Consider the following 21813-nt stretch of genomic DNA (forward strand, 5'->3'; position numbering starts at 1 on the left):
GACGATGCGACGCCCGTCGTGCTGCAGCGCATCCGCCTCGTCGAGACGCTCTGACGGGTGTGCCGGCGCGGTGGCACTGGAGGTTCGCCGGTGTCGAGATGCCCGCCATTCCGGGGTCCGCGGGCGCTCGTGGACCGAGTGGTTCGAGGCGCAGTGACGACGGAGCAGCGCCCCGCCGATGCGTCGTGATGACGCACCACGCGCCGCGCCCGGCGCCGTCATCACGCCTGACGCCCGGTTGTCATGGTCAGCGTGGGCGCGTCATAGCGCCCTGATCGCCGCCCTCAGGCGAACAGGTCGTCCTGCTCGGCGTGCTCGTTGCGCAGCGACTCGAGGAAGCCGACGAACGTGGCGCCGAGCTCGCTGAGCTCCTCGCCGCTGTCGCGCTCGACGTCGACCCAGCGCGTCGGGTGACCGGGGACGACGCCGAAGTCCCAGTCCTCGCCGCGGCCGAAGACGACGATGTCGCCGGTCTTGGTCACCGAACTCGGGTGCAGCACGCGCAGGTAGGGCCCGTCGGTGCCGTCGGCCATGTGGACGTTGCCGTTGTACGTCGCCGTCGTCAGCCAGAAGGCGCGCAGGTCGTCGGGAAAGGTAACGCCGAGCTTCTTCTCGGCGTGCGTGAGGTCGTCCTCGGTGGCGGGGGAGTCGAAACGGTCAGGGCTGAAGTACTCCGTGAAGGACATGCCGTCAGCCTAGGGCCTGCGACCCGTGAGCGGGCCGCGACGAACGACGAAGCGAGTAGCGCGATGGTCCGTGGGTGCTTCCGCCCCGTGAACCGGGCCGCGACGATCCCAGCGTCCTGTCGGCGCGATCCACAGCGTCTTGTCGGGGCGATGCGTCACAATGCGCTCATGATTCGTCCTGCTCCGCTTCGCTCGAACCCCCCGCGCGCCGGTGAGCCGTCATGATCGAGGGTCTCGATATCGCTGACGCGCGGGTGTGGCGCAGGAAAGAGACGAAGGCGCGCTCCATCGAGGCGGGTGCGCTCGCCGACGCGATGCGCGACGAGGAGAACCTCGTCTGGGTCGACCTGCTCGACCCGTCGCCGGAGCAACTGCGTCAGCTCGTCCTGCGGTTGGGCGTGAGCGGGACTGTGGTCGAGGATGCTCTCGCTCCGCACGAGCGCGCCAAGGTGACGGCTCACGCCGACCATCTGTTCTTCACCGTGTACGCCACGCAGCTCGCGACCGACACCCTCGCCGAGCACGCTGACGGGCGCAGCCACCTCAGCGTCACGCGCATCAGCGGCATCGTGCTGCCGCGGGCGCTCATCACGATCAGGGTCAGCTCGCCGCACTGCGAAGCGTTCGACATGGGTGAGGTCGTGAAGCGCTGGGATGATTCCGCCTCACTCATGACGCAGGGCAGCGGCGCGCTCGTGCACGGGTTGCTCGACTACGTCGTCGACGGCCATTTCGACACAATCCAGTCGCTCGACGACGCTCTCGAGGGCCTCGAGGAGACGTTGTTCGCGGAGCGGCGCACCGGCAGCGAGTTCGTCCGCACGACGTACGCGATCCGCAAGGATCTCGTCGCGCTGCGCCGCGTCGTCCTGCCGATGCGTGAGGTCGTCAACGCGCTCATGCGTCACCGCGGGCGCACGGGCGGGCCGCTCGACGCCTGGTACGACGACCTGTACGACCACGTGCTGCGTGCCTCGGAGTGGACCGAGTCGCTGCGGGACATGGTGAGCACCGTCTTCGAGACGAACCTGTCGCTGCAGGACGCGCGGCTCAACACGATCATGAAGAAACTCGCAGCGTGGGCCGCGATCATCTCGGTGCCGACGGCCGTGACGGGCTGGTTCGGCCAGAACGTGCCCTACCCCGGTTTCCAGGCGCATTCGGGGCTCGTCATGAGCGTCGTCGTCATCGTCGCGTTGTCGGGCGGGCTCTACGCGATCTTCCGCCACAACGACTGGTTGTGACCTCCCCGCCCACCTGCGTCCAAGTGCACCCGGGTGCATCAGGACGCAGAGGGTTACGGCTGGGCGCTGACGACGAGGGTGGCCTCGCCGCGCACCCCTCCGGGCGTTCGCGATCGTGGTGAGGCGTGCCTAAGCTGGAGGCATGGTCAAGCGCATCGAAACCGACAGCATGGGTCAGATCGAGGTCGACGAGAACGCCTACTGGGGCGCGCAGACGCAGCGAAGCATCGAGAACTTCGACATCGGCCGTGACACGTTCGTGTGGGGGCCCGTCATGGTGCGGGCACTCGGCATCCTCAAGAAGGCCGCCGCGCAGGCGAACGCCGATCTCGAGCAGCTCCCGAAGGACGTCGCGGAGCTCATCGAGAAGGCCGCGGACGACGTCATCGACGGCAAGCTGAACGATCAGTTCCCGCTCGTCGTGTTCCAGACAGGCTCCGGCACGCAGTCGAACATGAACGCCAACGAGGTCATCTCCAACCGCGCGATCGAACTCGCCGGCGGAGAGCGCGGCTCGAAGAAGCCCGTTCACCCCAACGATCACGTCAACCGCGGTCAGTCGTCGAACGACACGTTCCCGACGGCGATGCACATCGCCGTCGTCCTCGACCTCGTCGAGCGCCTCTATCCGGCCGTCACCGAGCTGCGTGACGTGCTCGACGCCAAGGCGAAGGAGTTCGACGACGTCATCTGTGTCGGGCGCACCCACCTGCAGGACGCGACGCCGATCCGTCTCGGTCAGGAGATCGGCGGCTGGGTCGCGCAGCTCGACTTCGCGCTGTCGCAGGTGCGTCAGGCCGAGCAGGCGACGCGGGCGCTCGCGATCGGTGGCACCGCCGTCGGTACGGGGCTCAACGCGCACCCCGACTTCGGCATGCTCGCCGCGCAGAAGATCTCCGAGATCACGGGCGAGAGCTTCCACCAGGCCGACAACCTGTTCGCGTCGCTGTCGGCGCACGACGAGCTCGTCGCCGTCAGCTCGTCGCTCAGGCTGCTCGGCGGGGCGCTCATGAAGATCGCGAACGACGTGCGTTGGCTCGCGTCCGGGCCGCGCAACGGCATCGGCGAACTCGTCATCCCGGAGAACGAGCCGGGCAGCTCGATCATGCCGGGGAAGGTCAACCCGACGCAGTGCGAGGCGATGACGATGGTCGCCACCCGCGTGTTCGGCAACGACGCGACGGTCGGTTTCGCCGGCTCGCAGGGCAACTTCCAGCTCAACGTGTTCAAGCCCGTCATGGCGCACGCCGTGCTGGAGAGCATCCGCCTCATCTCGGATGCGTGCCGTTCGTTCACCGCGCACTGCGCACGTGGCATCGAGCCGAACCGGGAGCGCATCGACGCCAACCTCGCCTCGAACCTCATGGTCGTGACAGCGCTCAACCGTCACATCGGCTACGACAAGGCCGCCGCCATCGCGAAGAAGGCGCACAAGGAGGGCACGACGCTGCGCGAAGCGGCGCTCGCGTCCGGCGACGTGACGGGCGAGGACTTCGACCGCTGGGTCGTGCCCGCCGACATGACGCACCCGTCCGCCTGACGAGCCCTCTCACCGGCGAAGGGGTTGTGGAGGTTCGTGCGCTCATAAGCGCGAACCTCCACAACCCCTTTCGTCGTCTGTCGTCGTCTCGGAGCGTTCAGTCGCGTAGCCCCGTCGAGTCGACGACGCCGCTGAGTACCTTGGCGGAGTGGGCGAGGGCGTCGCGTTCGGCGTCGTTCAGGTCGAGTTCGACGACGCTCTTGACTCCGCTGCGCCCCAGCACCGTGGGCACACCGATGAACAGGTCGTCGATGCCGTACGTGCCGTGCAGCTTCGTCGAGACCGGCAGTGCGGTGTACTCGTCGCGCAGGATGGCGCGGGTGATGCGCGCGAGGGCCATGCCGATGCCGTACGACGTCGAACCCTTCGCGTCGATGATGCGGTAGGCCGCCTCACGCGTGTCGGTGAAGACACGCTCGATCTCCTCACGGCGCCCCGGCACGCTCTCGAGGTCGCGTGACAGCGGCGCGCCCGCGACGTTCGCGGACGACAGTGCGGCCACCTCGGTGTCGCCGTGCTCACCGATGATCGACGCGTGCACGCTCGACGGTGCGACGTCGTACAGCTCGCCGAGCATGAAACGCAGGCGCGCCGAGTCGAGCGTCGTGCCCGAACCGATGACACGCTCGGACGGCAGACCGCTCAACTTCCAGGTGGCGTAGGCCATCACGTCGACCGGGTTGCTGGCGACGAGGAAGATGCCGTCGAAACCCGTATCCATCACGGAGCCGACGATCGAGCGGAAGATCTCGACGTTGCGCCCGACGAGGTCGAGCCGCGTCTCACCCGGGCGCTGCGCCGCACCCGCGGTGATGACGACGAGGTCGGCGTCGGCGCAGTCGTCGTATGACCCCACCGTCACGCGCGTCGGCGACGGCGCCCACACGACGCCGTGGTTGAGGTCCATCACCTCGCCCGTCACCTTCTGAGTGTTGATGTCGATGATGGACAACTCGTGGACGAGACCCTGGTTGACGAGGGCGTACGCGTACGCCACCCCGACGTCACCGGCACCGATGAGAACAACGCGATCGCTCATGACCTCAACGCTACGCCGCCGGCCCGGTCTGTTCCGTCGTGTGGAGCACCTTGCCGGTGCAGTGAACATGAACATCGAATGACAGGCGGGGAGGGCTCGTCACGTGACCGCTGGCCTCAGAGGCCCGAGCTTGGGAGTTTGGCAGCCGACCCGCGACCCCGCGGGCCTCCGGGGCCCGAGCTTGGGAGTTTCCGCCGCGTGTATTCAGGCTGTACTGCCTCGACAGGAGCCCGCGGGGGTGCGGTGCCGCGCCGCCCCGCAGGGTCAAGGTGTCGCGATCTGCACCGTAGAGTTCGTCACTGAAAAGCGAACAGCAGCAAGGGAATCGACGATTGCGTCGGCGTCCGTTGTCGCGTCGAGGTTGGCGACGTTCGTCGTCGACGTCAGCGCGAGCGTCGCGCATCCTGCGGCCTTCGCCGCGCGCAGACCGCTTGGTGCGTCCTCGACGACGAGGCATTCTTCGGCGGCGACCCCGAGACGCTCGGCAGCCACGAGGAACGGGTCGGGGTGCGGCTTGCCGTGCTCGACGTCGTCGAACGTCACGACCACGTCCGGGAGCGGGATGCCCGCGGCCTGCAGGCGCGCCAACCCAAGTTCATGCGTCGCCGACGTCACGACCGCACACCGACGGGGCAGCAGCGCCGCGACCGCGTCGACGGCTCCGGGCAGCGCGACGACCCCGTCCGTGTCTGCGAGTTCCATCGCCGTGATGCGGGCCAGCGCGACCTCCGCCTCGCCGGGGCTCAGATGCGGCGCGATCTGCGCGATGATGCCCGACGCCGGCACCCCGTGATGCTGGCCGAGCAGGTGCGGGTCGATGTCGTACTCGCGCGCCCACGCCACCCATGAGCGGATGACGGCGGGCGTCGAGTCGACGAGCGTGCCGTCGTTGTCGAACAGCACGGCCGCGAACGGGCGGCCGGCCAGGGCGGAGAGGTCACCGAGTCGAGGCATGGCTCGATCCCATCACGCCGCCATGCGACGTGCGAGTCCGTAGGCCTCCGCCTCTGGGGTGACCTGCCGAGACGTCGGTGATCGCCTGCCGCCGGGTGGCGGTCCTCCGCTTCCTGGGGGACGACGCCTCGTGGACGTACGCTTGAGGCCGTTTTCGAGGAGGAGGCCCTCATGCTGCGCACCCTGATGCGAGCCAAGATTCACCGCGCGACCGTCACGCACGCCGACCTGCACTACGTCGGCTCGTGCACCATCTCGTCCGACCTCATGGAGGCCGCCGACCTCGTCGAGGGCGAGCAGATCGACATCGTCGACGTCGACAACGGCCACCGACTCACTACCTACGTCATCGCCGGCCCTGCGGGTGAGGGGCGCATCGGCATCAACGGTGCCGCCGCTCACCTCGTCGGGGTGGGGGACACCGTCATCCTCATCGCGTACGGAATGTTCGGTCCCGACGAGGTCGCGACGCACGAGCCGCGTGTCGTGTTCGTCGACGGCGACAACCGTATCGTCGAACGCGGCACCGACCCCGCCCACGCGCCCGAGGGCTCCGGTCTCGTCGACCCGCGCGACGGCTGAAGCCCCCGCGGCCGGTGCACAGGCCCGACGCTGACGTGCGGCCGGCGGGCCGGCGGATCAGCTGCTCGACTTTTGTGCATCTGCACGAGGAATGTGCCGCACATTCCTCGTGCAGATGCACATTTCTCGTGCAGCTGGGCTCTCGTGGCGCGGTGAGGCGGGTGGCCCGCTCGTTCAACGGCGCGGCGGGTGCCCGCCCGAGGTCGCTCGTTCAGGAGGCTCGTGCCGCAAGCGCGACGGCCTCGCGCACGAGTGACCTCACGCGCTCGTGGTGGTCGAGGTCGCGGTAGAGCACGCGGACGACGTGGTAGCCGAGTCGCTGCAGGGCGACCTCGCGGAGCTTCTCGCGGCGCAGCGCTTCGCGGTCGGTGTACTTGAGCAGCCCGTCGACCTCGACGATGACGTTCGTCCCCGCCACGAGGAAGTCGGCGCGCGCCACGAACCGTCCGTGCGCGTCGTACACCTCGAACTGCGGGATGACGGTGTACCCCAACGTCGCCAGCACCCAGCGGGCCCGTGATTCCGCAGCCGACTCGGTTCGCGGATCCGCGAACCGTGCCACCGTTCGTGCCTGATGAGCGCCCGCGCGAGTTCCGAAGGCGTCCGCCGCGGCGACGAGGGCATCGGCGTCGAGGCCCAGACGGCGAGCTGCGTCGGCGACGACGAGACCGTCGGGGATGCCGTGGTGGGCCGCGATGTCGATGCCGACTTGGGCCAGGCCCTGCACGGGCCGCGCGATGCCGGCGAGGGGGACGTCGGCCGGCCCGGCGCCCCACGGCCGACGCATCGCCAGGCCGGGGCGGGTGCTGGGTCCGTACGGGCGACGGGACATCTCGACCGTGGTCGGCATGGTGAGCACCGGCAGCTGGTGGGCCAGCGCGGCCGTCACACCGGTGAGGTAGCTGCCGGGAATGGCCTCGAGCAGTGCGACCGCCCGCCGCAGGTGATCCTCACGGGCTGCCTGCCAGGGGTCGTCTGGCCCATCTGTGCGCGTGACGCCGCCGGCCATGCCGGGCGCGGGCTGTACGGCGTAGAGACCCTGACCGAGGCGGGTCAGCACACCCGCCTGCCCCCAGCGTCGCAACTGCGAATCGGTGACGCCCGCGCCCAGGGCCTGCGCCCGCGTGAAATGCCCCAGCCGTGACAGTGCGAGGAGCACGTCGGGAATCGTCACGCCGGGGGCGCTCGCGTCGGAGGCGGCCGCACCACGGGCGTTCGGTGAGGGGTCGGTATCGGGGTCGACCGGGTGGTGGACGCTCGCGGCGGTGTCGTTCGGAGTGAAGGCCCGAGCGCCCTGAGGGGCGGTGTCGGAGCGGACCGCGCCGCCGGCGCTCGCGCGGGGGATCGTCGTCATGAGCCCAGCCTGGTCGAGAATGAGGCCCGGCCGCTGAGGCCCTGTGGACAACTCGTCACATCGACGCGGACGGCGCAGCACCTCGTGTCCTGATGGAACTCCCCGCGGGGAGCCAGCCATTCACTGAACCAAACCCAGCTGCGCGAGAAATACGCATCTGCGCGAGGAATGTGCGTCACATTCCTCGCGCAGATGCGCAAAAGTCGAGCAGCTGCAGCGTCAGCCGGGCAGATGCGGACACCCGGGCAGACCCGCCGGTCGTACAGGTCAGACAGCCGCTCAGGTCAGACAGCTCAGGCGACGCCCGTGCCGACGAGCGAACCGACGCCGAAGGTGATGGCCATGGCGAGTACGCCGCCGCCGACGTTGCGGGCGACGGCGCGTCCACGCTTCGCCCCGCCGATGCGGGCGCTGACGAAGCCGGTGATCGCGAGCGCGATGACGACGGCGACAACCGTCACCGGCACCCTGAGCGACGGCGACGGCAGCAGGATCGCGAGCAGCGGGATGAGAGCACCGAGGGCGAACGACACGAACGACGCACCGGCGGCCGTCCACGGGTTCGCGAGGTCGTCGGGGTCGAGGTTGAGTTCGGCGTCGGCGTGCGCACGCAGCGCGTCCTTCTCGGTGAGCTGGACGGCGACCTCGCGAGCGAGGGGCTCGTCGAGACCCTTGTCGACGTAGATCTGCGTGAGTTCGGCGAGTTCCTCGTCGGGCATCGTGGCGAGCTCGAGCTTCTCCTTGGCGAGGAGCGCCTTCTCGCTGTCGAGCTGCGTCGAGACGGAGACGTACTCGCCGACGGCCATCGACAGCGCACCAGAGACGATGCCCGCGACACCCGCGATGATGATGGGGGTGCGCTCAGCCGTCGCTCCGGCGACACCCATGACGAGGCCGGCGACGGAGACGATGCCGTCGTTGGCTCCGAGAACGCCGGCGCGCAGCCAGTTGAGCTTCGCGGCATGCCCGGCATCGTGGGCCTCGCCGCTGTGGGGAGTCGTGGTCGTCATGACGCGCATCGTGCGCGATCGACGATGCGAGCGCCACGTAGGTGAGGCTTCGATGAGTCCGGTCACGTTGGCTTCGGCTCGGCCCGTACCCCGAGGGCGCGGCCTTGCGGCCGGTCGAACCATCAGGTGCGTCCATCATCCGCACCCCGAGGGCGCGGCCTTGCGGACCCTCGGATGGACCGCGTCCCCGGCAGGTCGAAAACCCTGCGACAATGGCAAGCATGGCTTTGAAGTCTCGTAACGACGTTCGCAACGTCGCCATTGTCGCCCACGTCGACCACGGCAAGACCACCCTCGTCGACAAGATGCTCTGGCAGGCCGGCGTGTTCGCCGAGCGCGCCACCGTCGAGACCACCGGAGAGCGAGTCATGGACTCCGGTGACCTCGAGCGTGAGAAGGGCATCACGATCCTCGCGAAGAACACCGCGATCCACTACGCGGGCCCCGCCGCGAAGGAGGTCGCGGGCCTCGACGACGGTGAGTTCGTCACGATCAACATCATCGACACCCCCGGTCACGCCGACTTCGGTGGTGAGGTCGAGCGCGGTCTGTCGATGGTCGACGGTGTCGTCCTGCTCGTCGACGCCTCCGAGGGTCCGCTGCCGCAGACGCGCTTCGTGCTGCGCAAGGCCCTCGACGCGAAGATGCCCGTCATCCTGTGCATCAACAAGGTCGACCGTCCCGACAGCCGCATCGCCGAGGTCATCGACGAGGTCTACGAACTGTTCATGGATCTCGACGCGGACGAGGACCAGATCGAGTTCCCGATCGTCTACGCGTCGGCGAAGAACGGCATCGCCTCGACCGTGCGTCCCGACGACGGTGGCCTGCCCGAGGGTGACTCCGTCGAGCCGCTGTTCAAGACGATTCTCGAGACGATCCCCGCCCCGACGTACGAGGAGGGCACGCCGCTGCAGGCGCACGTGACGAACCTCGACTCGGACAACTTCCTCGGCCGACTCGCGCTGCTGCGCGTGTTCAACGGTGAGATCGCCAAGGGCCAGCAGGTGACGTGGTGCAAGGCCGACGGCACCCAGCAGAAGGTGAAGATCACCGAACTGCTCATGACGGAGGGCCTCGAGCGCAAGCCGTCCGAGAAGGCCGCGGGCCCCGGCGACATCATCGCCGTCGCCGGCATCCCCGACATCACGATCGGCGAGACCCTCGCCGACGCCGAGAACCCGGAGCCGCTGCCGCTCATCACGGTCGACGAGCCCGCGATCTCGATGACGATCGGAACGAACACCTCGCCGCTCGTCGGCAAGGAGCGCGGCACGAAGGTGACCGCGCGTCTCGTCAAGGACCGCCTCGACAAGGAGCTCATCGGCAACGTGTCGCTGCGCGTCCTGCCGACCGAGCGTCCCGACGCCTGGGAGGTGCAGGGCCGCGGTGAGCTGGCGCTCGCCATCCTCGTCGAGCAGATGCGCCGCGAGGGCTTCGAGCTGACCGTCGGCAAGCCGCAGGTCGTCACGCGTGAGATCGACGGCAAGCTGCACGAGCCGTTCGAGCGCCTGACGGTCGACACGCCCGAGGAGTACCTCGGCGCCATCACGCAGCTGCTCGCTGCCCGCAAGGGCCGCATGGAGCAGATGACGAACCACGGCACCGGTTGGATCCGCATGGAGTTCGTCGTCCCGGCGCGTGGCCTCATCGGCTTCCGCACCGAGTTCCTCACCGAGACGCGCGGTACGGGTATCGCGCACTCGACATCCGAGGGTTACGAGCCGTGGGCGGGCACCATCACGACGCGCGTCGCCGGGTCGCTCGTCGCCGACCGCACGGGCCCCGTCACGTCGTACGCGATGGTCAACCTGCAGGAGCGCGGCACGCTGTTCGTCGAGCCGGGCACCGAGGTGTACGAGGGCATGATCGTCGGCGAGAACAGCCGCGCCGACGACATGGACGTCAACATCACCAAGGAGAAGAAGCTGACGAACGTTCGCGCGTCGTCCGCCGACAACTTCGAGAAGGTCATCCCGCCGCGTCAGCTCTCCCTCGAGCAGAGCCTCGAGTTCTGCCGTGAGGACGAGTGCTGCGAGGTCACCCCGACGGCCGTGCGCATCCGCAAGGTCGTGCTCAACGCCGGTGAGCGCGCGCGCACCGCGTCGCGTGTTCGCAACGCGAACAAGAGCTGACCTGATCAGCTGACGATCGACGAACGGCCGGCCACTCTCGAACGAGGGTGGCCGGCCGTTTCGCGTGCGGCAGAGTGGGGCCATGAACAAGAACCGGGAGGGCGTCTGGATCGTTCAGCACGACGAGACGCCCCACAACACCGTCCTCAGGGTGTTCGCGACGGCCGAGGAGGCGGCAGAGTACGCCGACGCGGTGCATGTGAACTACGCCGATGGCGTCATCACCATGGCGTTTCCGATCGGGTTCCGGTTCGAGGACGGGGCGGTGCGGTACCGCCGCTGAGCCTTCGACCCCAGGCATGCGGCCACTGCGCTCTTTGCGTTTCGGCGCGTGGAGGACGAAGGTTGACCTCATGGCTCGGCTTCTCTTCGCGCATGCGCATCCTGATGACGAATCGCTGTGGACGGGTGTGACGATGGCGCATCACGTCGCGCGGGGTGACGAGGTGCACGTGCTCACCTGCACGCTGGGGGAGGAGGGCGAGGTCATCCCTGACGACCTCAAACACCTCGAACTGCCAGCCGGCTCAGCGCGTCCCGACGACGTCGCGGACGAGCTCGCTCCGGTGCGTCGCGAGGAACTGCGCCGCGCGATGACGGCGATGGGGGTGACGTCGTCGGTCGTCCTCGGTGACGACGCCTTCCGCGCTCTCGCGAACCGCCCTGAGGCGCGCACGTACCGCGATTCGGGCATGGCAGGCACGCCGTCGGCATCCCACCCCCGGGCGTTCACGGGCGCCGACATCGAGGCCGTCGCTGCCGACGTCGCCGCGTACGTCGACGCGCTCGCGCCCGACGTCGTCGTCACGTATGACGAGCAGGGCGGCTACGGCCATCCCGACCACATCCGCGCGCACGAGGTGACGGTCGCCGCGCTCGCCGCATCGACCGCGCGTCCGAGGCTGTTCATCACCCTGACGCCGCAGTCGTGGGCACAGGAGGATCGCGCCTGGCTGCACGCGATGTGCTCGCCCGAGTTCCTCCGGGAGACGGGCTTCGTCGTCCCCGAGCGCGGCGACGCCTACCCGCCGTCCGTCGTGCCCGACGACGAGGTGACGCACGCGGTCGTCGATGACGCGGCCGTCAGCCTCCAGATCAAGGCGCTGCGCGAGCACCGCACGCAGGTCAGCGTCGCCGACGAGGTCTACGCGCTCTCCAACGACGTCGCCGCACGTCTTTCAGGACGTGAGGGGTTCACCGAGTACGACGCCCGCGCTCGCCGCCGCATCGTCGGCGCCGAGAACGCCACGCCGAGCGCGACCCGCCCGGAGCTGATCGCATGACCTCCCACCACGAACCGGTCGACCCCGACCACTACCGCAAGGCCATCGGCCGTCTCGCGACGGGCGTCAGCGTCGTGACCACGCGCGTCGGCGACATCGACCACGCCATGACGATCAACTCGTTGACGAGCGTCTCGCTCGACCCTGTTCTCATGCTCATCAGCGTCGAACGCGAGGCCCGCTTCTTCGAGGCGGTCATGGAGCGCGGCGAATGGGCGGTCTCCCTGCTCGGTGCCAGTGCGAAGCCGATCGCGTCGTGGCTCGCGACGCGCGGGCGTCCGCTGCACGGCCAGCTCGACCGCGTGCCGCACCACCGCGGTGACGCGACGGGCCTCGCCCTCGTCGACGACGCCCTCGCGGAGTTCGAGTGCCGCACGGTCTCGACCCTCGACGCGGGCGACCACACGATCGTCGTCGGTGAGGTGCTGACGCTCGCCGTCGGCGACGCTCCCGAGGACGCCCTCACGTATTACCGGGGCGCATTCGGCCGGTTGCGCTGACGCGTCGCTCGTGCCCAGATCGTCGGACGCCGCCGTTCGTGGTGCAATGGTGCGACCCGTGGCGCGGGGTTTTCGCGGGTTCGAGACATGCAGGAGGTCACCGTGGCGGACGACGAGCAGGTGCAGGCGACGCAGCCGGACGGCACGCGTCGGCGCAGGCATCTGGCCTGGTTCGGGGGCGCCGGTGTACTCGCCGTGGCGGCGATCGGCTACGTCGGGGCCTGCTACCACTACAAGGACACGATCGCGGGCGGTACCACCGTCGCGGGCCGCAGCATCGGCGGGATGACGATGGAACAGGCCTCGCGTCAGGTCTCCGGCCTGCCGGGCCCGGGGGCGCAGCAGCAGGCCACCGTCACGGCCGACGGGCAGAAGTTCGCGTTCGAGCCGTCCAGCGCATGGAAGCCGGACGTGGCGCGCACGCTCGACGGCGTCACCGGGTTCAGCCTGTCGCCTACCCGCCTCATCCATCACATCAGCGGTGACGGCGGCGCCGTCACGCCGCGGTACACGGTCGACGAAGCGGCGCTGGCGCGTCTCGTCAAAAGCTCGGCGGGCACCTCGATCAAGGGCGCGCCCACGCAGGGCAAGGTGAAGTTCATCAACGGTGAGGTCGTCGTCGTCAAGGGCGCGCCGGGCAAGAGCGTCGACGAGAAGGCGGTCGCGAAGGACGTCGCCGAGCACTGGCCGGGCACCACGGCCTACACCACGAAGCTCGTCGACAAGCAGGCCGACGCGACGCAGGACGCCGTCACCGCGTTCGCGGCGGGCGATGCGAAGAAGGCGATGTCCGAGCCGCTGCAGGTCAAGGCCAATGGCGAGACCGTGACGATGAAACCCTCCGATGTCTCCGAGGTCATCTCCTCCGACACGGACGCGCACGGAAAGCCCTCCATCAAGGTCGACGCGGACGCACTGCTCGCCCACGTCCTCGAGCGCAGCACCGACATGCAGAACGACATCGCGACGGACGCGAAGGTCGTGTGGAAGGACGGGAAGCCGAGCGTGCAGCCGGGCAAGGCCGGCCAGCAGATCGACGCCTCGAAGGTGCAGTCGGTCGTCGCGGCAGCACTGACGGGCAACCACGTCGCGAACCTGCCCATGAAGCCGATGCAGCCGCAGGTGACCGAGAAGGACATCAACGTCTCGTCGCTGCCCACCACATCGATGGCGCACTTCGAGTCCAAGTTGCCCGGCGGCGCCGAGAACGCCGCGCGCACCCACAACATCGAGACGGCGCTCGCGACGCTCAACGGGATGGTGGTCAGACCCGGTGAGCAGTTCTCACTTTTGCGTGCCCTGGGGTACTCGTTGACGAAGGAGAAGGGCTACGTCGAGGCGGGCACGCTGCAGGGCGGCATCCACGTCGACGGCATGGGCGGCGGCGTCTCCCAGGTCTCGACGGTGCTCTACAACACGGCGTTCTTCGCGGGCGTGCAGCTCGACGAGCACACCCCGCACGACGTCTACATCGATCGCTACCCGATGGGTCGTGAGGCAACCCTGTGGAACCCCGGCGTCGACAACACGTGGACGAACGACACCGGCCACCTCATCCTCATCAAGGCGGGCACGAGCGGCAACAAGGTCGTCATGGACTTCTACGGCACACGCCAGTACGACGTGTCGACGAAGACGGGGCCGAAGACCGACGTGGTGCAGCCGAAGCAACGCACCGTGAAGGACGTCAAGGGGTGCGAGAACTCCGTCGGAAACGGCACGCCAGGCTTCCAGGTCGACGTGTGGCGCACCCTCAAGAAGGGCTCGAACGTGGTGCGCACCGACAAGATCCACACGAAGTACCAACCCGACGACATCATCACCTGCGTCGGCTCGTCGTGATGTCGGCGCGCCGGTCTTACAGGCCCGCGTGCTCGATGACCAGGTCGGCGACGTCGCCGGCGTGCGAGCGCACGGCCCAGTGCCCGGCGTCGAGACGCCGCACGCGGGACGTCGCGGCGTAGGCCGCGCCGTACGTGGCGATGGGTTCGCGGACGTAGCGGTCCTTCGTCGGCACGACGATCTGAGTCGGCACGTCGGTGCGACGTGGCCCGGAGGTCGCGTCCGCGCTGGAGCCGTGCCGGCGCAGCCCCATGTTGGCGCGGTACAGCTCGAGGCCGTCGAGCATGTCGCGGCGCTCGCGCTCGGCGCCGTCGCCGCGCTGCAACAGCCGGCCGAACGCGCCGCTGCGGATGACGAGTTCCGGAAGCAGCGGGGTCTGGAAGAACGCGATGTACATCGACGACGCGGCCTGCTGCGCGAGGAGCAGACGATCGTGGGTCGAACCACGGGCCATCGCGTGCATCCAGCGCGACGCATGATCGAGACATGGGCCCGAGATCGTCGTGAAGCTGCTGACGCAGGAGGCCGCGCCGTCGTCCGTCACGGCCTGCCAGGCCTGGATCGAACCCCAGTCGTGGGCGAGCAGATGGACCTCATGCCCGTTCTCGGCGGCTGCGGTGACGGCCCGATCGACGTCGCGGCGCAACTTGTCGAGGGCGTAGCCGTCGCGTGACGGCGGCGCGTCGGAACGGCCCGACCCGCGGGTGTCGTAGGTGAGGACGTCGGCGCGCGGGATGAGGTGGGGGATCATCGCGTCCCAGACCCGCTGGTCGTCAGGGTAGCCGTGCACCGCGACGACGACGGGACGCTTCGGCGTGCGGCCGGTCGGCATGCCCTCGTCAGACGAGTCGCCAGCCGACGATTCGTCAGCCGACGACACGGCGAGTCGGTGCCACGTCGCCGCGAGCGTCAGGCCGTCATCGGTGGTCAGGGAGGTCTGTTCGACAGTAGCTTCGTGCGTCGCGGTCGTCATGACGCCACTGTGCCGTACGAACCCGGGGCCTGTCTTGATCTACGACGCTGCCCGACGCGCCCAGGGGCGGCGCGGCACAATGAACGCGTGAGTACGCCGAGCATCCCGTTCACGCCCGCCGCCGACGTCACGGCGCATGCCGCCACTATCGACGTCGGGCGCATCGCGCACGAGCTGCGTCATCACGAGGTCACCGACGTCCTCGTCAGCGGTGTCGAGCGTGCCGCGTACTCGAGCGACGCGAGCCTGTACCGCGTGCTGCCGCGCGCGATCGTGCGTCCGCGCCACACCGATGACGTGCTCGAGACCCTCGCCGTCGCGCGCAGTCTGGGCGTGCCGATCACCGCACGCGGCGCGGGCACGTCATGCGCCGGCAACGCCGTCGGGCCCGGCATCGTCATGGATTTCAGCACGCACATGAACAAGGTGCTCGACCTCGACGTCGCGAACCGGCGCGCTGTCGTCGAACCCGGCGCGGTGCATCAGAGCCTGCAGCGCGCGGTGCTGCCGCACGGGGTGCGCTTCGGGCCGGACCCGTCGTCGCACACGCGATGCACGATCGGCGGGATGATCGGCAACAACGCGTGCGGGTCGCGGGCGTTCGCGTATGGCAAGACGAGCGACAACCTGCTCTCGCTCGAGATGGCGACGGCCGGGGGGGAGCTCGTGCGCCTCGATCACGGGGCGTCGCGCGACGCGCTGACCGCCGCGCACCCCTACCTCGGGCGCCTCGACGACCTCGTCGGCGCGAACCTCGCGACGATCCGGCAGGAGTTCGGGCGCTTCGATCGTCAGGTCTCCGGCTACGCGATGGAGACGCTGCTGCCGGAACGCGGGTTCGACGTCACACGCTTCATGGCCGGCACCGAGGGCACGCTCGGGGTGCTGACGGAGGCCACTGTCGGGCTCGTGACGGAACCGGCGTTCCGCATCCTCGTCGTCCTCGGCTACGACGACATGCCGGCCGCCGGTGACGCCGCGCCGCTCGTGCGTCAGTTCACGCCGACGGCGTGCGAGGGCATCGACCGGCGGCTCGTCGACGTCCTCATCGCGCGGCGCGGCGCGCAGGCCGTCCCGTCGCTCCCGAAGGGGTCGGGGTGGCTGCTCGTCGAGATCGCCGGCGACGATCGCGACGAGGTGCTCGCGCGCGCCGAGGCGTGTCTCGTCGGCTGCGGGGCGATCGACGGGCGCGTCGTGCTCGACGCCGCGGAGACGAGTGCGCTGTGGAAGGTGCGTGAGGACGGCGCCGGCCTCGCGGGGCGCTCGCCGAAGGACCTGCCCGCGTGGCCCGGCTGGGAGGACGCCGCCGTCCCGCCCGAAAGGCTTGGCGCCTACCTGCGTGACTTCGACGCGTTGCTCGACACCTACGACCTCTCCGGGTTGCCGTATGGCCACTTCGGCGACGGGTGCCTGCACATCCGCATCGACTTTCCGCTCAGCGCGCCGGGCGGCACGCAGGTGCTGCACGAATTCCTCGACGAGTCGGCGCAGCTCGTGGCGCGCTATGGCGGGTCGATGTCCGGTGAGCACGGCGACGGGCGCGCCCGCAGCGAGTACCTCAGCTCGATGTACTCGCCGCAGGCGCTCGCGTTGTTCGCCGGCGTCAAGGAGATCTTCGACCCGACGAACCTGCTCAACCCGGGCGTCCTCGTCGATCCCGCGCCGGCGGCGGCCGACGTCCGCATGGCGCACGTACCGCCACTGACGAAGGACCTCGCACTCGCGTACGCGCATGACGGCGGCGACTTCGCGCGCGCCGTCCACCGCTGCACCGGCATCGGCAAGTGCCGCGCGAGCACGATCGGGACGACGAACGTCATGTGCCCGAGCTACGCGGCGACCGGTGACGAGAAGGACTCGACGCGCGGACGCGCGCGGCTGCTGCAGGAGATGGTGCAGGGCGGGCTCTCCGGCGGTTTCGTCAACGACGGTTGGCGCTCGCCGGAGGTGCACGAGGCGCTCGATCTGTGCCTGTCGTGCAAGGGCTGCACATCGGACTGCCCGACGGGTATCGACATGCCCGCGTTCAAGTCGGAGGTGTTGCATCAGACGTACAAGGGGCGCGTGCGTCCGCGCTCGCACTACGCGTTGGGGCAGCTTCCGCGCTGGGTTCGGTTGGGACACAAGGCGTCGGGCGTGTTCAACCTGGCGCTCGCGGTGACGGGCAAGGTGCCGGTGCTCAAGAAGCTCGCCGGCGTCGATCCGCGACGCTCGGTGCCGTCGTTGGCGCGTGAGTCGTTCCGTGACTGGTGCCGCACGAACGATGTCGGGTTCTTCGAGGACGCCGAACGTCGTGGCGTGGTGCCGGAGAACGCCGTCGTCATCATGGTCGACACGTTCACCGACCACTTCTCGCCCGAGGTCGGTCAGGCCGCGGTTCGCGTGCTGCGGCGCGCAGGCTGGGAACCGTTCGTCGTCGAACGCGCCGGCTGCTGCGGTCTGACGTGGATCTCCACGGGCCAGCTCGACGGGGCGAAGAAGCAACTGCGCGGGTTGATCGGCGACCTCGCGCCCGTCGCGCGTCGTCACGTGCCCGTCATCGGGCTCGAACCGTCGTGCACGGCCGTGCTGCGCGGTGACGCCGCCGAGCTACTGCCCGGCGACGAGGACGCCGCGCTGGTGGCGCGCTCGACGTCGACGCTCGCGGAGTTCCTCGCCGGTGACGACCGGTGGACGGCGCCCGACCTGTCCGGTGTCGACGTGGTCGCGCAGCCGCACTGTCACCACCACGGCGTCATGGGGTGGTCACCCGATGCGGCGCTGTTGCGCGACGCCGGCGCCAACTTGCAGCAACTCGGCGGATGCTGCGGCCTTGCAGGCAACTTCGGCGTCGAGCAGGGGCACTACGAGGTGAGCGTCAAGGTCGCCGAACAACAGCTGCTGCCGGCGATGGACGCCAAGCCCGACGCTGCGCTGCTCGCCGATGGGTTCTCGTGCCGCACCCAGATCGCCGACCTCACCGAACGTCGCGGCATCCACCTCGCGCAGTTGCTCGACGACGCTCAAGGTGGTCAGGGCGTCTGAGCCCTGAGTGCAGGCAGGGGGTCAACGGCGTCTCTCGAGGCATCGCCCTGCCTGCGCGCGTGGATCTCTGACCGGATTCGCGTCGTGCGCGACGCGTTTCCGGGCGATGATCGCGGAGGCCGGTGCCTCGGTGGTCAGTTCGGCTGGAGGTAGACGTACCTGTGGTGCGTCGTGAAGCCGAGCGATTCGTACAGAGCGATGGCCGGTGCGTTGTCGGCGGCGACCTGCAGGTACATCGACGAGGCGTCGGCGCGGAGCGCTTCGTCGGCGCAGGCGCGCAGTAGTTGTCGTGCGAGGCCCTGACGGCGGGCGTCGGGGCGGGTGGCGAGGGCGAACACTCCGGCCCATCCCGGCGACAGCGCCAGGCGAGCGTGGGCGACGGCTCCCGAGGGCGCGCCCGCCGCACCGGAGGTGATGCCGTCCGTGTCAACGGGCGGCGTGAGCGCGAGGAAGACCTGCTTCTCGGAGCCCTCCAGGACGCGCCGGGCGTCGCTCTCGTGCGTGCGGGCCCGGTCATCGGCGAGCGACCACCACGCGTCGTCGAGGGCGGGGGAGACGTTCGTGCGCATCGAGCTGGTCGACGTGCGCCGCGCAGCCGCAGCGACGTCGGCGCTCGCGGCCGTCATGACACGTACCGGGCGGAGCGCCTCCCAGCCGAGAGTGGTGGCCTCCTGGACGAGGGGGTCGTCGTCGGCCGAGAAGCCGGGTGAGAGAGGCACCTGGATCAGGGGCGGCAGCGCTCGAGCGTCGTACCAGCGTCGAACGGTGGCAAGCGAGTCGGCCGTCGACGGGCCGGGTTCGCCGAGGACGAGAGCCGAGTTGGCACGCCCGGTGTAACCGCCGGCAGCGCGCAGCATCCAGCGTCCGAACCACTCACGTTCGTGGGGCGGCCAGCCGTCCGTCATGAGCTCTTCGAGATCCTCGACGGAGACCGCGCGATGCGGCGCGCCACGCCGGCCGGGGCGTGGGCCGAGCGCCTTCGCCGTCACGATGTGCGTGATGGCGACGCGCACCTCGCCGCGCCGGGTGTCGACGACGACATGGCCAACGTCGACGGAGCGGACGGTGCCGACGATGTCCGTCAGGGTCGCGTTCGCGTCGAGCGTGCCTGCGGCGGCGGCGATCTCGCCGGCTGTCAGCCGCCGGCGAATCATGACCCGTGCGCCCTCTCGCAGGGTGGAAGCAAGGGTGGGCTTGTTTTCGGCGGAGTCGCGCACATCGGCATACTAGGAGGCAACCATCCGAACATCGCACCGTGACGCTCGGATACCAAGAACGTTCGCTGTCCGCATCTCGCCTCTGCACGGGTCGGCCGGCGGGCGCAACGCGACCACCGAGGAGCTACCCGTGACGTACGTCATCGCCCAGCCCTGTGTCGATGTCAAGGACAAGGCCTGCATCGAAGAGTGCCCCGTCGACTGCATCTACGAGGGTGAGCGTTCGCTCTACATCCACCCCGACGAGTGCGTCGACTGCGGCGCATGCGAGCCGGTATGCCCCGTCGAGGCCATCTACTACGAGGACGACACGCCGGAGGAGTGGGCCGACTACTACAAGGCCAACGTCGAGTTCTTCGACGACCTCGGCTCGCCCGGTGGCGCCGCCAAGATGGGCGTCATCAAGAAGGATCACCCGATCATCGCCGTCCTGCCCCCGCAGAACCAGGACTGACGCCCAGGGCTGGTGGCCAGGGCTGACGGTGAGGCCTGACGAGGACCGGCAGGCCGAGTGCACGCCCCAGAGGTGCTGGGTGCTTGCGTGCCTGCACGCGAACCTCGCTCGCGCCAATAGAATCCTGCCCTTTCGAACCCCGCGCCAATCGAACCCCCGCGCGAGCTGCTGACGGCTCGTGTGGGGGTTCGTCGTGTCCCGCACCCATCTGAGATCTACGTCCCCCTTCGCGATCTACGTCCCCTTCGGCGATTCCTGTCCACATCGGCGGTCGACGTCCACATTCATGTCGTCGCCGCAGCCCGGGGGGGCGACCGCGAAGGTGATCGAAAATCGCAACAGTGGACGAAGATCGCAGAGGGGGAGGCGGTTCGCAGAGATGGACGGAAATCGCGAATGGTGACGAAGGTCGCAGGAGTGGACGCCGTTCGCCGATGGGCATGCGGCCCTGGCGGCGCGGGGGTTCGGGCAGGGTGGGGATGTCGGTGGCAGGTGCGAGAATGGCGGCATGGCGCTCAACCTTCCTGACTTCCCCTGGGATTCGCTCGCCGCGGCCAAGGCGCGCGCGAGTGAGCACCCTGGCGGCATCGTCGACCTCAGCGTCGGCACGCCCGTCGATCCGACGCCGCAGATCCTGCAGGACGCACTCGCGGCCAACGCCGATGCCCACGGTTACCCGCAGGTATGGGGGACCCCCGATCTGCGTGAGGCGATCGCCGCCTGGTACGCACGCCGCCGCAACGCGAGCCACGTCGACCCCGACGGCGTCATGCCCACGGTCGGTTCTAAAGAACTGGTCGCGTGGCTCCCGACGCTGCTCGGCCTGGGCGCCGGGGACGTCGTCGCCTTTCCCGAGGTCGCCTACCCGACGTACGACGTCGGCGCTCGCCTCGCGGGCGCGACGCCGCGTCCGATGCGGGGCCTCACCGAGTTCGGGCCGCAGGCGCCGAAGCTGCTCTGGATCAACAGCCCCGGCAACCCGAACGGCAAGGTTCTCGGTGTCAAGCACCTCAAGAAGGTCGTCGACTGGGCACGCGCGCGTGGCGTCATCGTCGCGAGCGACGAGTGCTACGCCGAGCTCGACTGGCGTGACGGCGCCGGCGAGGCAGGGCAGCTGAGCGCCCCGAGCATCCTCGACGACCGCGTGTGCGGTGGAGATCACACCGGGCGGCTGTCGGTGTACTCCCTGAGCAAGCAGTCGAGCCTTGCCGGATACCGTGCGAGCTTCGTCGCGGGTGACCCCGCGATCGTCAAGCAGCTCGTCGACGTCCGCAAGCACGCCGGCATGATCGTGCCGTGGCCGGTGCAGCGGGTGCTCAAGACGGCGGTCGAGGACGACGCCCACGTGGCCGCCCAGAAGGCGATCTACGCGCGCCGCCGCGCCGCTCTCAAACCTGCGCTGGAGGCGGCAGACTGGCGGATCGACGATTCCGAGGCCGGTCTGTACCTGTGGGCGACGCAGGGACGCCCCTGCCGCGAGTCGATCGACGCGCTCGCCGAGCTCGGCATCCTCGCTGCGCCGGGCGACTTCTACGGCGTCGCGGGCGAGCAGCACGTCCGCCTCGCGCTGACGGCCACCGACGAACGGATCGACGCCGCTGTGAGGCGCCTCACAACGGGTTGACGGAGAGTCAAAGTTTTTCCTCTACCCGGTGGTAGCGGATTAAAGGCAGCGGAAATTCTCAGGTAACGTCTCATTCGCTAACCCGGTACACCCCTGCCGGTCCGCAAGGAGGAAAACCCACATGACTTCTCAGGGCAACGCCACGTTCACGGCCGACGACAAGGAACTCGAGTTCCCGATCGTCGAGGCCGTCGAGGGCTGCAGCGGCTACGACATCTCGGCGCTCATGAAGGAGACGGGCAACGTCACCCTCGACGTCGGCTTCGTCAACACCGCGTCGTGCAAGTCCGCCATCACCTACATCGACGGTGACCAGGGCATCCTGCGCTACCGCGGTTACCCCATCGACCAG

At 69.1% G+C, this 21813-nt stretch carries 19 protein-coding genes; 12 read left to right on the forward strand and 7 right to left on the reverse strand.

The window, feature by feature from the left end; genetic code table 11:
* Positions 1 to 284 precede the first annotated feature (284 nt).
* The gene (locus B2284_RS07720; RefSeq protein WP_006947443.1) at positions 285 to 686 is read right to left on the reverse strand and encodes an SMI1/KNR4 family protein; all 402 of its coding nucleotides are present in this window, start codon (positions 684 to 686) and stop codon (positions 285 to 287) included.
* A 221-nt stretch (positions 687 to 907) separates the two neighbouring features.
* Between B2284_RS07720 and B2284_RS07725 the strand changes: the two genes are divergently transcribed.
* Entirely contained in the window at positions 908 to 1930 is a 1023-nt protein-coding gene (locus tag B2284_RS07725) for a magnesium transporter CorA family protein (RefSeq protein ID WP_006947435.1), read from the forward strand.
* 142 nt (positions 1931 to 2072) lie between these two features.
* Positions 2073 to 3470, forward strand: coding sequence for a class II fumarate hydratase (fumC, locus tag B2284_RS07730; RefSeq protein ID WP_006947470.1), 1398 nt, complete (start codon positions 2073 to 2075; stop codon positions 3468 to 3470).
* A gap of 97 nt (positions 3471 to 3567) precedes the next feature.
* Here fumC and B2284_RS07735 read toward each other — a convergent pair whose 3' ends face one another.
* Both B2284_RS07735 and B2284_RS07740 read right to left on the reverse strand, forming a co-directional pair.
* Complete coding sequence (locus B2284_RS07735; protein WP_006947407.1) at positions 3568 to 4509, reverse strand: L-lactate dehydrogenase; 942 nt, start codon at positions 4507 to 4509, stop codon at positions 3568 to 3570.
* A gap of 264 nt (positions 4510 to 4773) precedes the next feature.
* Positions 4774 to 5463, reverse strand: a complete 690-nt coding sequence (locus B2284_RS07740; RefSeq protein WP_006947431.1) for an HAD family hydrolase — start codon at positions 5461 to 5463, stop codon at positions 4774 to 4776.
* Positions 5464 to 5634: 171 nt separating this feature from the next.
* On the opposite strand from B2284_RS07740, the gene panD reads away from it, so the two are divergent.
* Entirely contained in the window at positions 5635 to 6045 is a 411-nt protein-coding gene (panD, locus tag B2284_RS07745) for an aspartate 1-decarboxylase (protein WP_006947480.1), read from the forward strand.
* A 211-nt stretch (positions 6046 to 6256) separates the two neighbouring features.
* Here panD and B2284_RS07750 read toward each other — a convergent pair whose 3' ends face one another.
* Positions 6257 to 7399 carry a type IV toxin-antitoxin system AbiEi family antitoxin domain-containing protein gene (locus tag B2284_RS07750; RefSeq protein ID WP_006947436.1) on the reverse strand — a complete coding sequence of 381 codons (1143 nt, stop codon included), beginning with the start codon at positions 7397 to 7399 and terminating at the stop codon, positions 6257 to 6259.
* Between the two features lie 293 nt (positions 7400 to 7692).
* Positions 7693 to 8418: a VIT1/CCC1 transporter family protein gene (locus tag B2284_RS07755; protein WP_040015153.1), complete on the reverse strand. Its 726-nt coding sequence runs from the start codon at positions 8416 to 8418 to the stop codon at positions 7693 to 7695.
* A gap of 212 nt (positions 8419 to 8630) precedes the next feature.
* Between B2284_RS07755 and typA the strand changes: the two genes are divergently transcribed.
* The 5 genes from typA to B2284_RS07780 all read left to right on the forward strand — a co-directional run bounded on the left by typA (position 8631) and on the right by B2284_RS07780 (position 14169).
* Positions 8631 to 10544, forward strand: coding sequence for a translational GTPase TypA (gene typA / locus B2284_RS07760; protein WP_040015152.1), 1914 nt, complete (start codon positions 8631 to 8633; stop codon positions 10542 to 10544).
* An 82-nt stretch (positions 10545 to 10626) separates the two neighbouring features.
* Positions 10627 to 10827: a hypothetical protein gene (locus tag B2284_RS07765; protein ID WP_006947467.1), complete on the forward strand. Its 201-nt coding sequence runs from the start codon at positions 10627 to 10629 to the stop codon at positions 10825 to 10827.
* 70 nt (positions 10828 to 10897) lie between these two features.
* The gene (locus B2284_RS07770) at positions 10898 to 11827 is read left to right on the forward strand and encodes a PIG-L family deacetylase (RefSeq protein WP_006947409.1); all 930 of its coding nucleotides are present in this window, start codon (positions 10898 to 10900) and stop codon (positions 11825 to 11827) included.
* Entirely contained in the window at positions 11824 to 12327 is a 504-nt protein-coding gene (locus B2284_RS07775; protein ID WP_006947412.1) for a flavin reductase family protein, read from the forward strand. Before B2284_RS07770 ends, B2284_RS07775 begins: the two co-directional genes overlap by 4 nt.
* A gap of 87 nt (positions 12328 to 12414) precedes the next feature.
* Positions 12415 to 14169 carry a VanW family protein gene (locus B2284_RS07780; protein ID WP_040015150.1) on the forward strand — a complete coding sequence of 585 codons (1755 nt, stop codon included), beginning with the start codon at positions 12415 to 12417 and terminating at the stop codon, positions 14167 to 14169.
* 16 nt (positions 14170 to 14185) lie between these two features.
* Here B2284_RS07780 and B2284_RS07785 read toward each other — a convergent pair whose 3' ends face one another.
* Positions 14186 to 15142 (reverse strand): alpha/beta fold hydrolase, encoded by a 957-nt coding sequence (locus tag B2284_RS07785; RefSeq protein WP_286697349.1) that lies wholly within the window; start codon positions 15140 to 15142, stop codon positions 14186 to 14188.
* 87 nt (positions 15143 to 15229) lie between these two features.
* On the opposite strand from B2284_RS07785, the gene B2284_RS07790 reads away from it, so the two are divergent.
* Positions 15230 to 18166, forward strand: coding sequence for an FAD-binding and (Fe-S)-binding domain-containing protein (locus tag B2284_RS07790; protein ID WP_216227650.1), 2937 nt, complete (start codon positions 15230 to 15232; stop codon positions 18164 to 18166).
* Between the two features lie 134 nt (positions 18167 to 18300).
* On the opposite strand, the gene B2284_RS07795 is transcribed toward B2284_RS07790, so the two are convergent.
* Entirely contained in the window at positions 18301 to 19383 is a 1083-nt protein-coding gene (locus B2284_RS07795; protein ID WP_165584551.1) for a GNAT family N-acetyltransferase, read from the reverse strand.
* A 130-nt stretch (positions 19384 to 19513) separates the two neighbouring features.
* On the opposite strand from B2284_RS07795, the gene fdxA reads away from it, so the two are divergent.
* The 3 genes from fdxA to B2284_RS07810 all read left to right on the forward strand — a co-directional run.
* Positions 19514 to 19837, forward strand: coding sequence for a ferredoxin (fdxA, locus tag B2284_RS07800; protein WP_006947414.1), 324 nt, complete (start codon positions 19514 to 19516; stop codon positions 19835 to 19837).
* Between the two features lie 508 nt (positions 19838 to 20345).
* On the forward strand, positions 20346 to 21461 hold the full coding sequence (gene dapC / locus B2284_RS07805) for a succinyldiaminopimelate transaminase (RefSeq protein ID WP_136788705.1): 1116 nt from the start codon (positions 20346 to 20348) through the stop codon (positions 21459 to 21461).
* A 121-nt stretch (positions 21462 to 21582) separates the two neighbouring features.
* Positions 21583 to 21813: citrate/2-methylcitrate synthase (locus B2284_RS07810; RefSeq protein ID WP_286697350.1), on the forward strand; the 231-nt coding region annotated here is incomplete at its 3' end.

The sequence above is a fragment of the Dermacoccus sp. UBA1591 genome, assembly GCF_002322065.1.
Lineage (GTDB): Bacteria > Actinomycetota > Actinomycetes > Actinomycetales > Dermatophilaceae > Dermacoccus > Dermacoccus nishinomiyaensis.

What these genes read in the sequence shown, in the direction of transcription:
- B2284_RS07725 (WP_006947435.1), top strand. Translation starts at nt 908, where the DNA reads ATGATCGAGGGTCTCGATATCGCTGACGCGCGGGTGTGGCGCAGGAAA.
- B2284_RS07735 (WP_006947407.1), bottom strand. Translation starts at nt 4,509, where the DNA reads ATGAGCGATCGCGTTGTTCTCATCGGTGCCGGTGACGTCGGGGTGGCG.
- dapC (WP_136788705.1), top strand. Translation starts at nt 20,346, where the DNA reads ATGGCGCTCAACCTTCCTGACTTCCCCTGGGATTCGCTCGCCGCGGCC.
- typA (WP_040015152.1), top strand. Translation starts at nt 8,631, where the DNA reads ATGGCTTTGAAGTCTCGTAACGACGTTCGCAACGTCGCCATTGTCGCC.
- B2284_RS07770 (WP_006947409.1), top strand. Translation starts at nt 10,898, where the DNA reads ATGGCTCGGCTTCTCTTCGCGCATGCGCATCCTGATGACGAATCGCTG.
- B2284_RS07740 (WP_006947431.1), bottom strand. Translation starts at nt 5,463, where the DNA reads ATGCCTCGACTCGGTGACCTCTCCGCCCTGGCCGGCCGCCCGTTCGCG.
- panD (WP_006947480.1), top strand. Translation starts at nt 5,635, where the DNA reads ATGCTGCGCACCCTGATGCGAGCCAAGATTCACCGCGCGACCGTCACG.
- fumC (WP_006947470.1), top strand. Translation starts at nt 2,073, where the DNA reads ATGGTCAAGCGCATCGAAACCGACAGCATGGGTCAGATCGAGGTCGAC.
- B2284_RS07720 (WP_006947443.1), bottom strand. Translation starts at nt 686, where the DNA reads ATGTCCTTCACGGAGTACTTCAGCCCTGACCGTTTCGACTCCCCCGCC.
- B2284_RS07755 (WP_040015153.1), bottom strand. Translation starts at nt 8,418, where the DNA reads ATGCGCGTCATGACGACCACGACTCCCCACAGCGGCGAGGCCCACGAT.
- B2284_RS07785 (WP_286697349.1), bottom strand. Translation starts at nt 15,142, where the DNA reads ATGACGACCGCGACGCACGAAGCTACTGTCGAACAGACCTCCCTGACC.
- B2284_RS07765 (WP_006947467.1), top strand. Translation starts at nt 10,627, where the DNA reads ATGAACAAGAACCGGGAGGGCGTCTGGATCGTTCAGCACGACGAGACG.
- B2284_RS07775 (WP_006947412.1), top strand. Translation starts at nt 11,824, where the DNA reads ATGACCTCCCACCACGAACCGGTCGACCCCGACCACTACCGCAAGGCC.
- B2284_RS07780 (WP_040015150.1), top strand. Translation starts at nt 12,415, where the DNA reads ATGCAGGAGGTCACCGTGGCGGACGACGAGCAGGTGCAGGCGACGCAG.
- B2284_RS07750 (WP_006947436.1), bottom strand. Translation starts at nt 7,399, where the DNA reads ATGACGACGATCCCCCGCGCGAGCGCCGGCGGCGCGGTCCGCTCCGAC.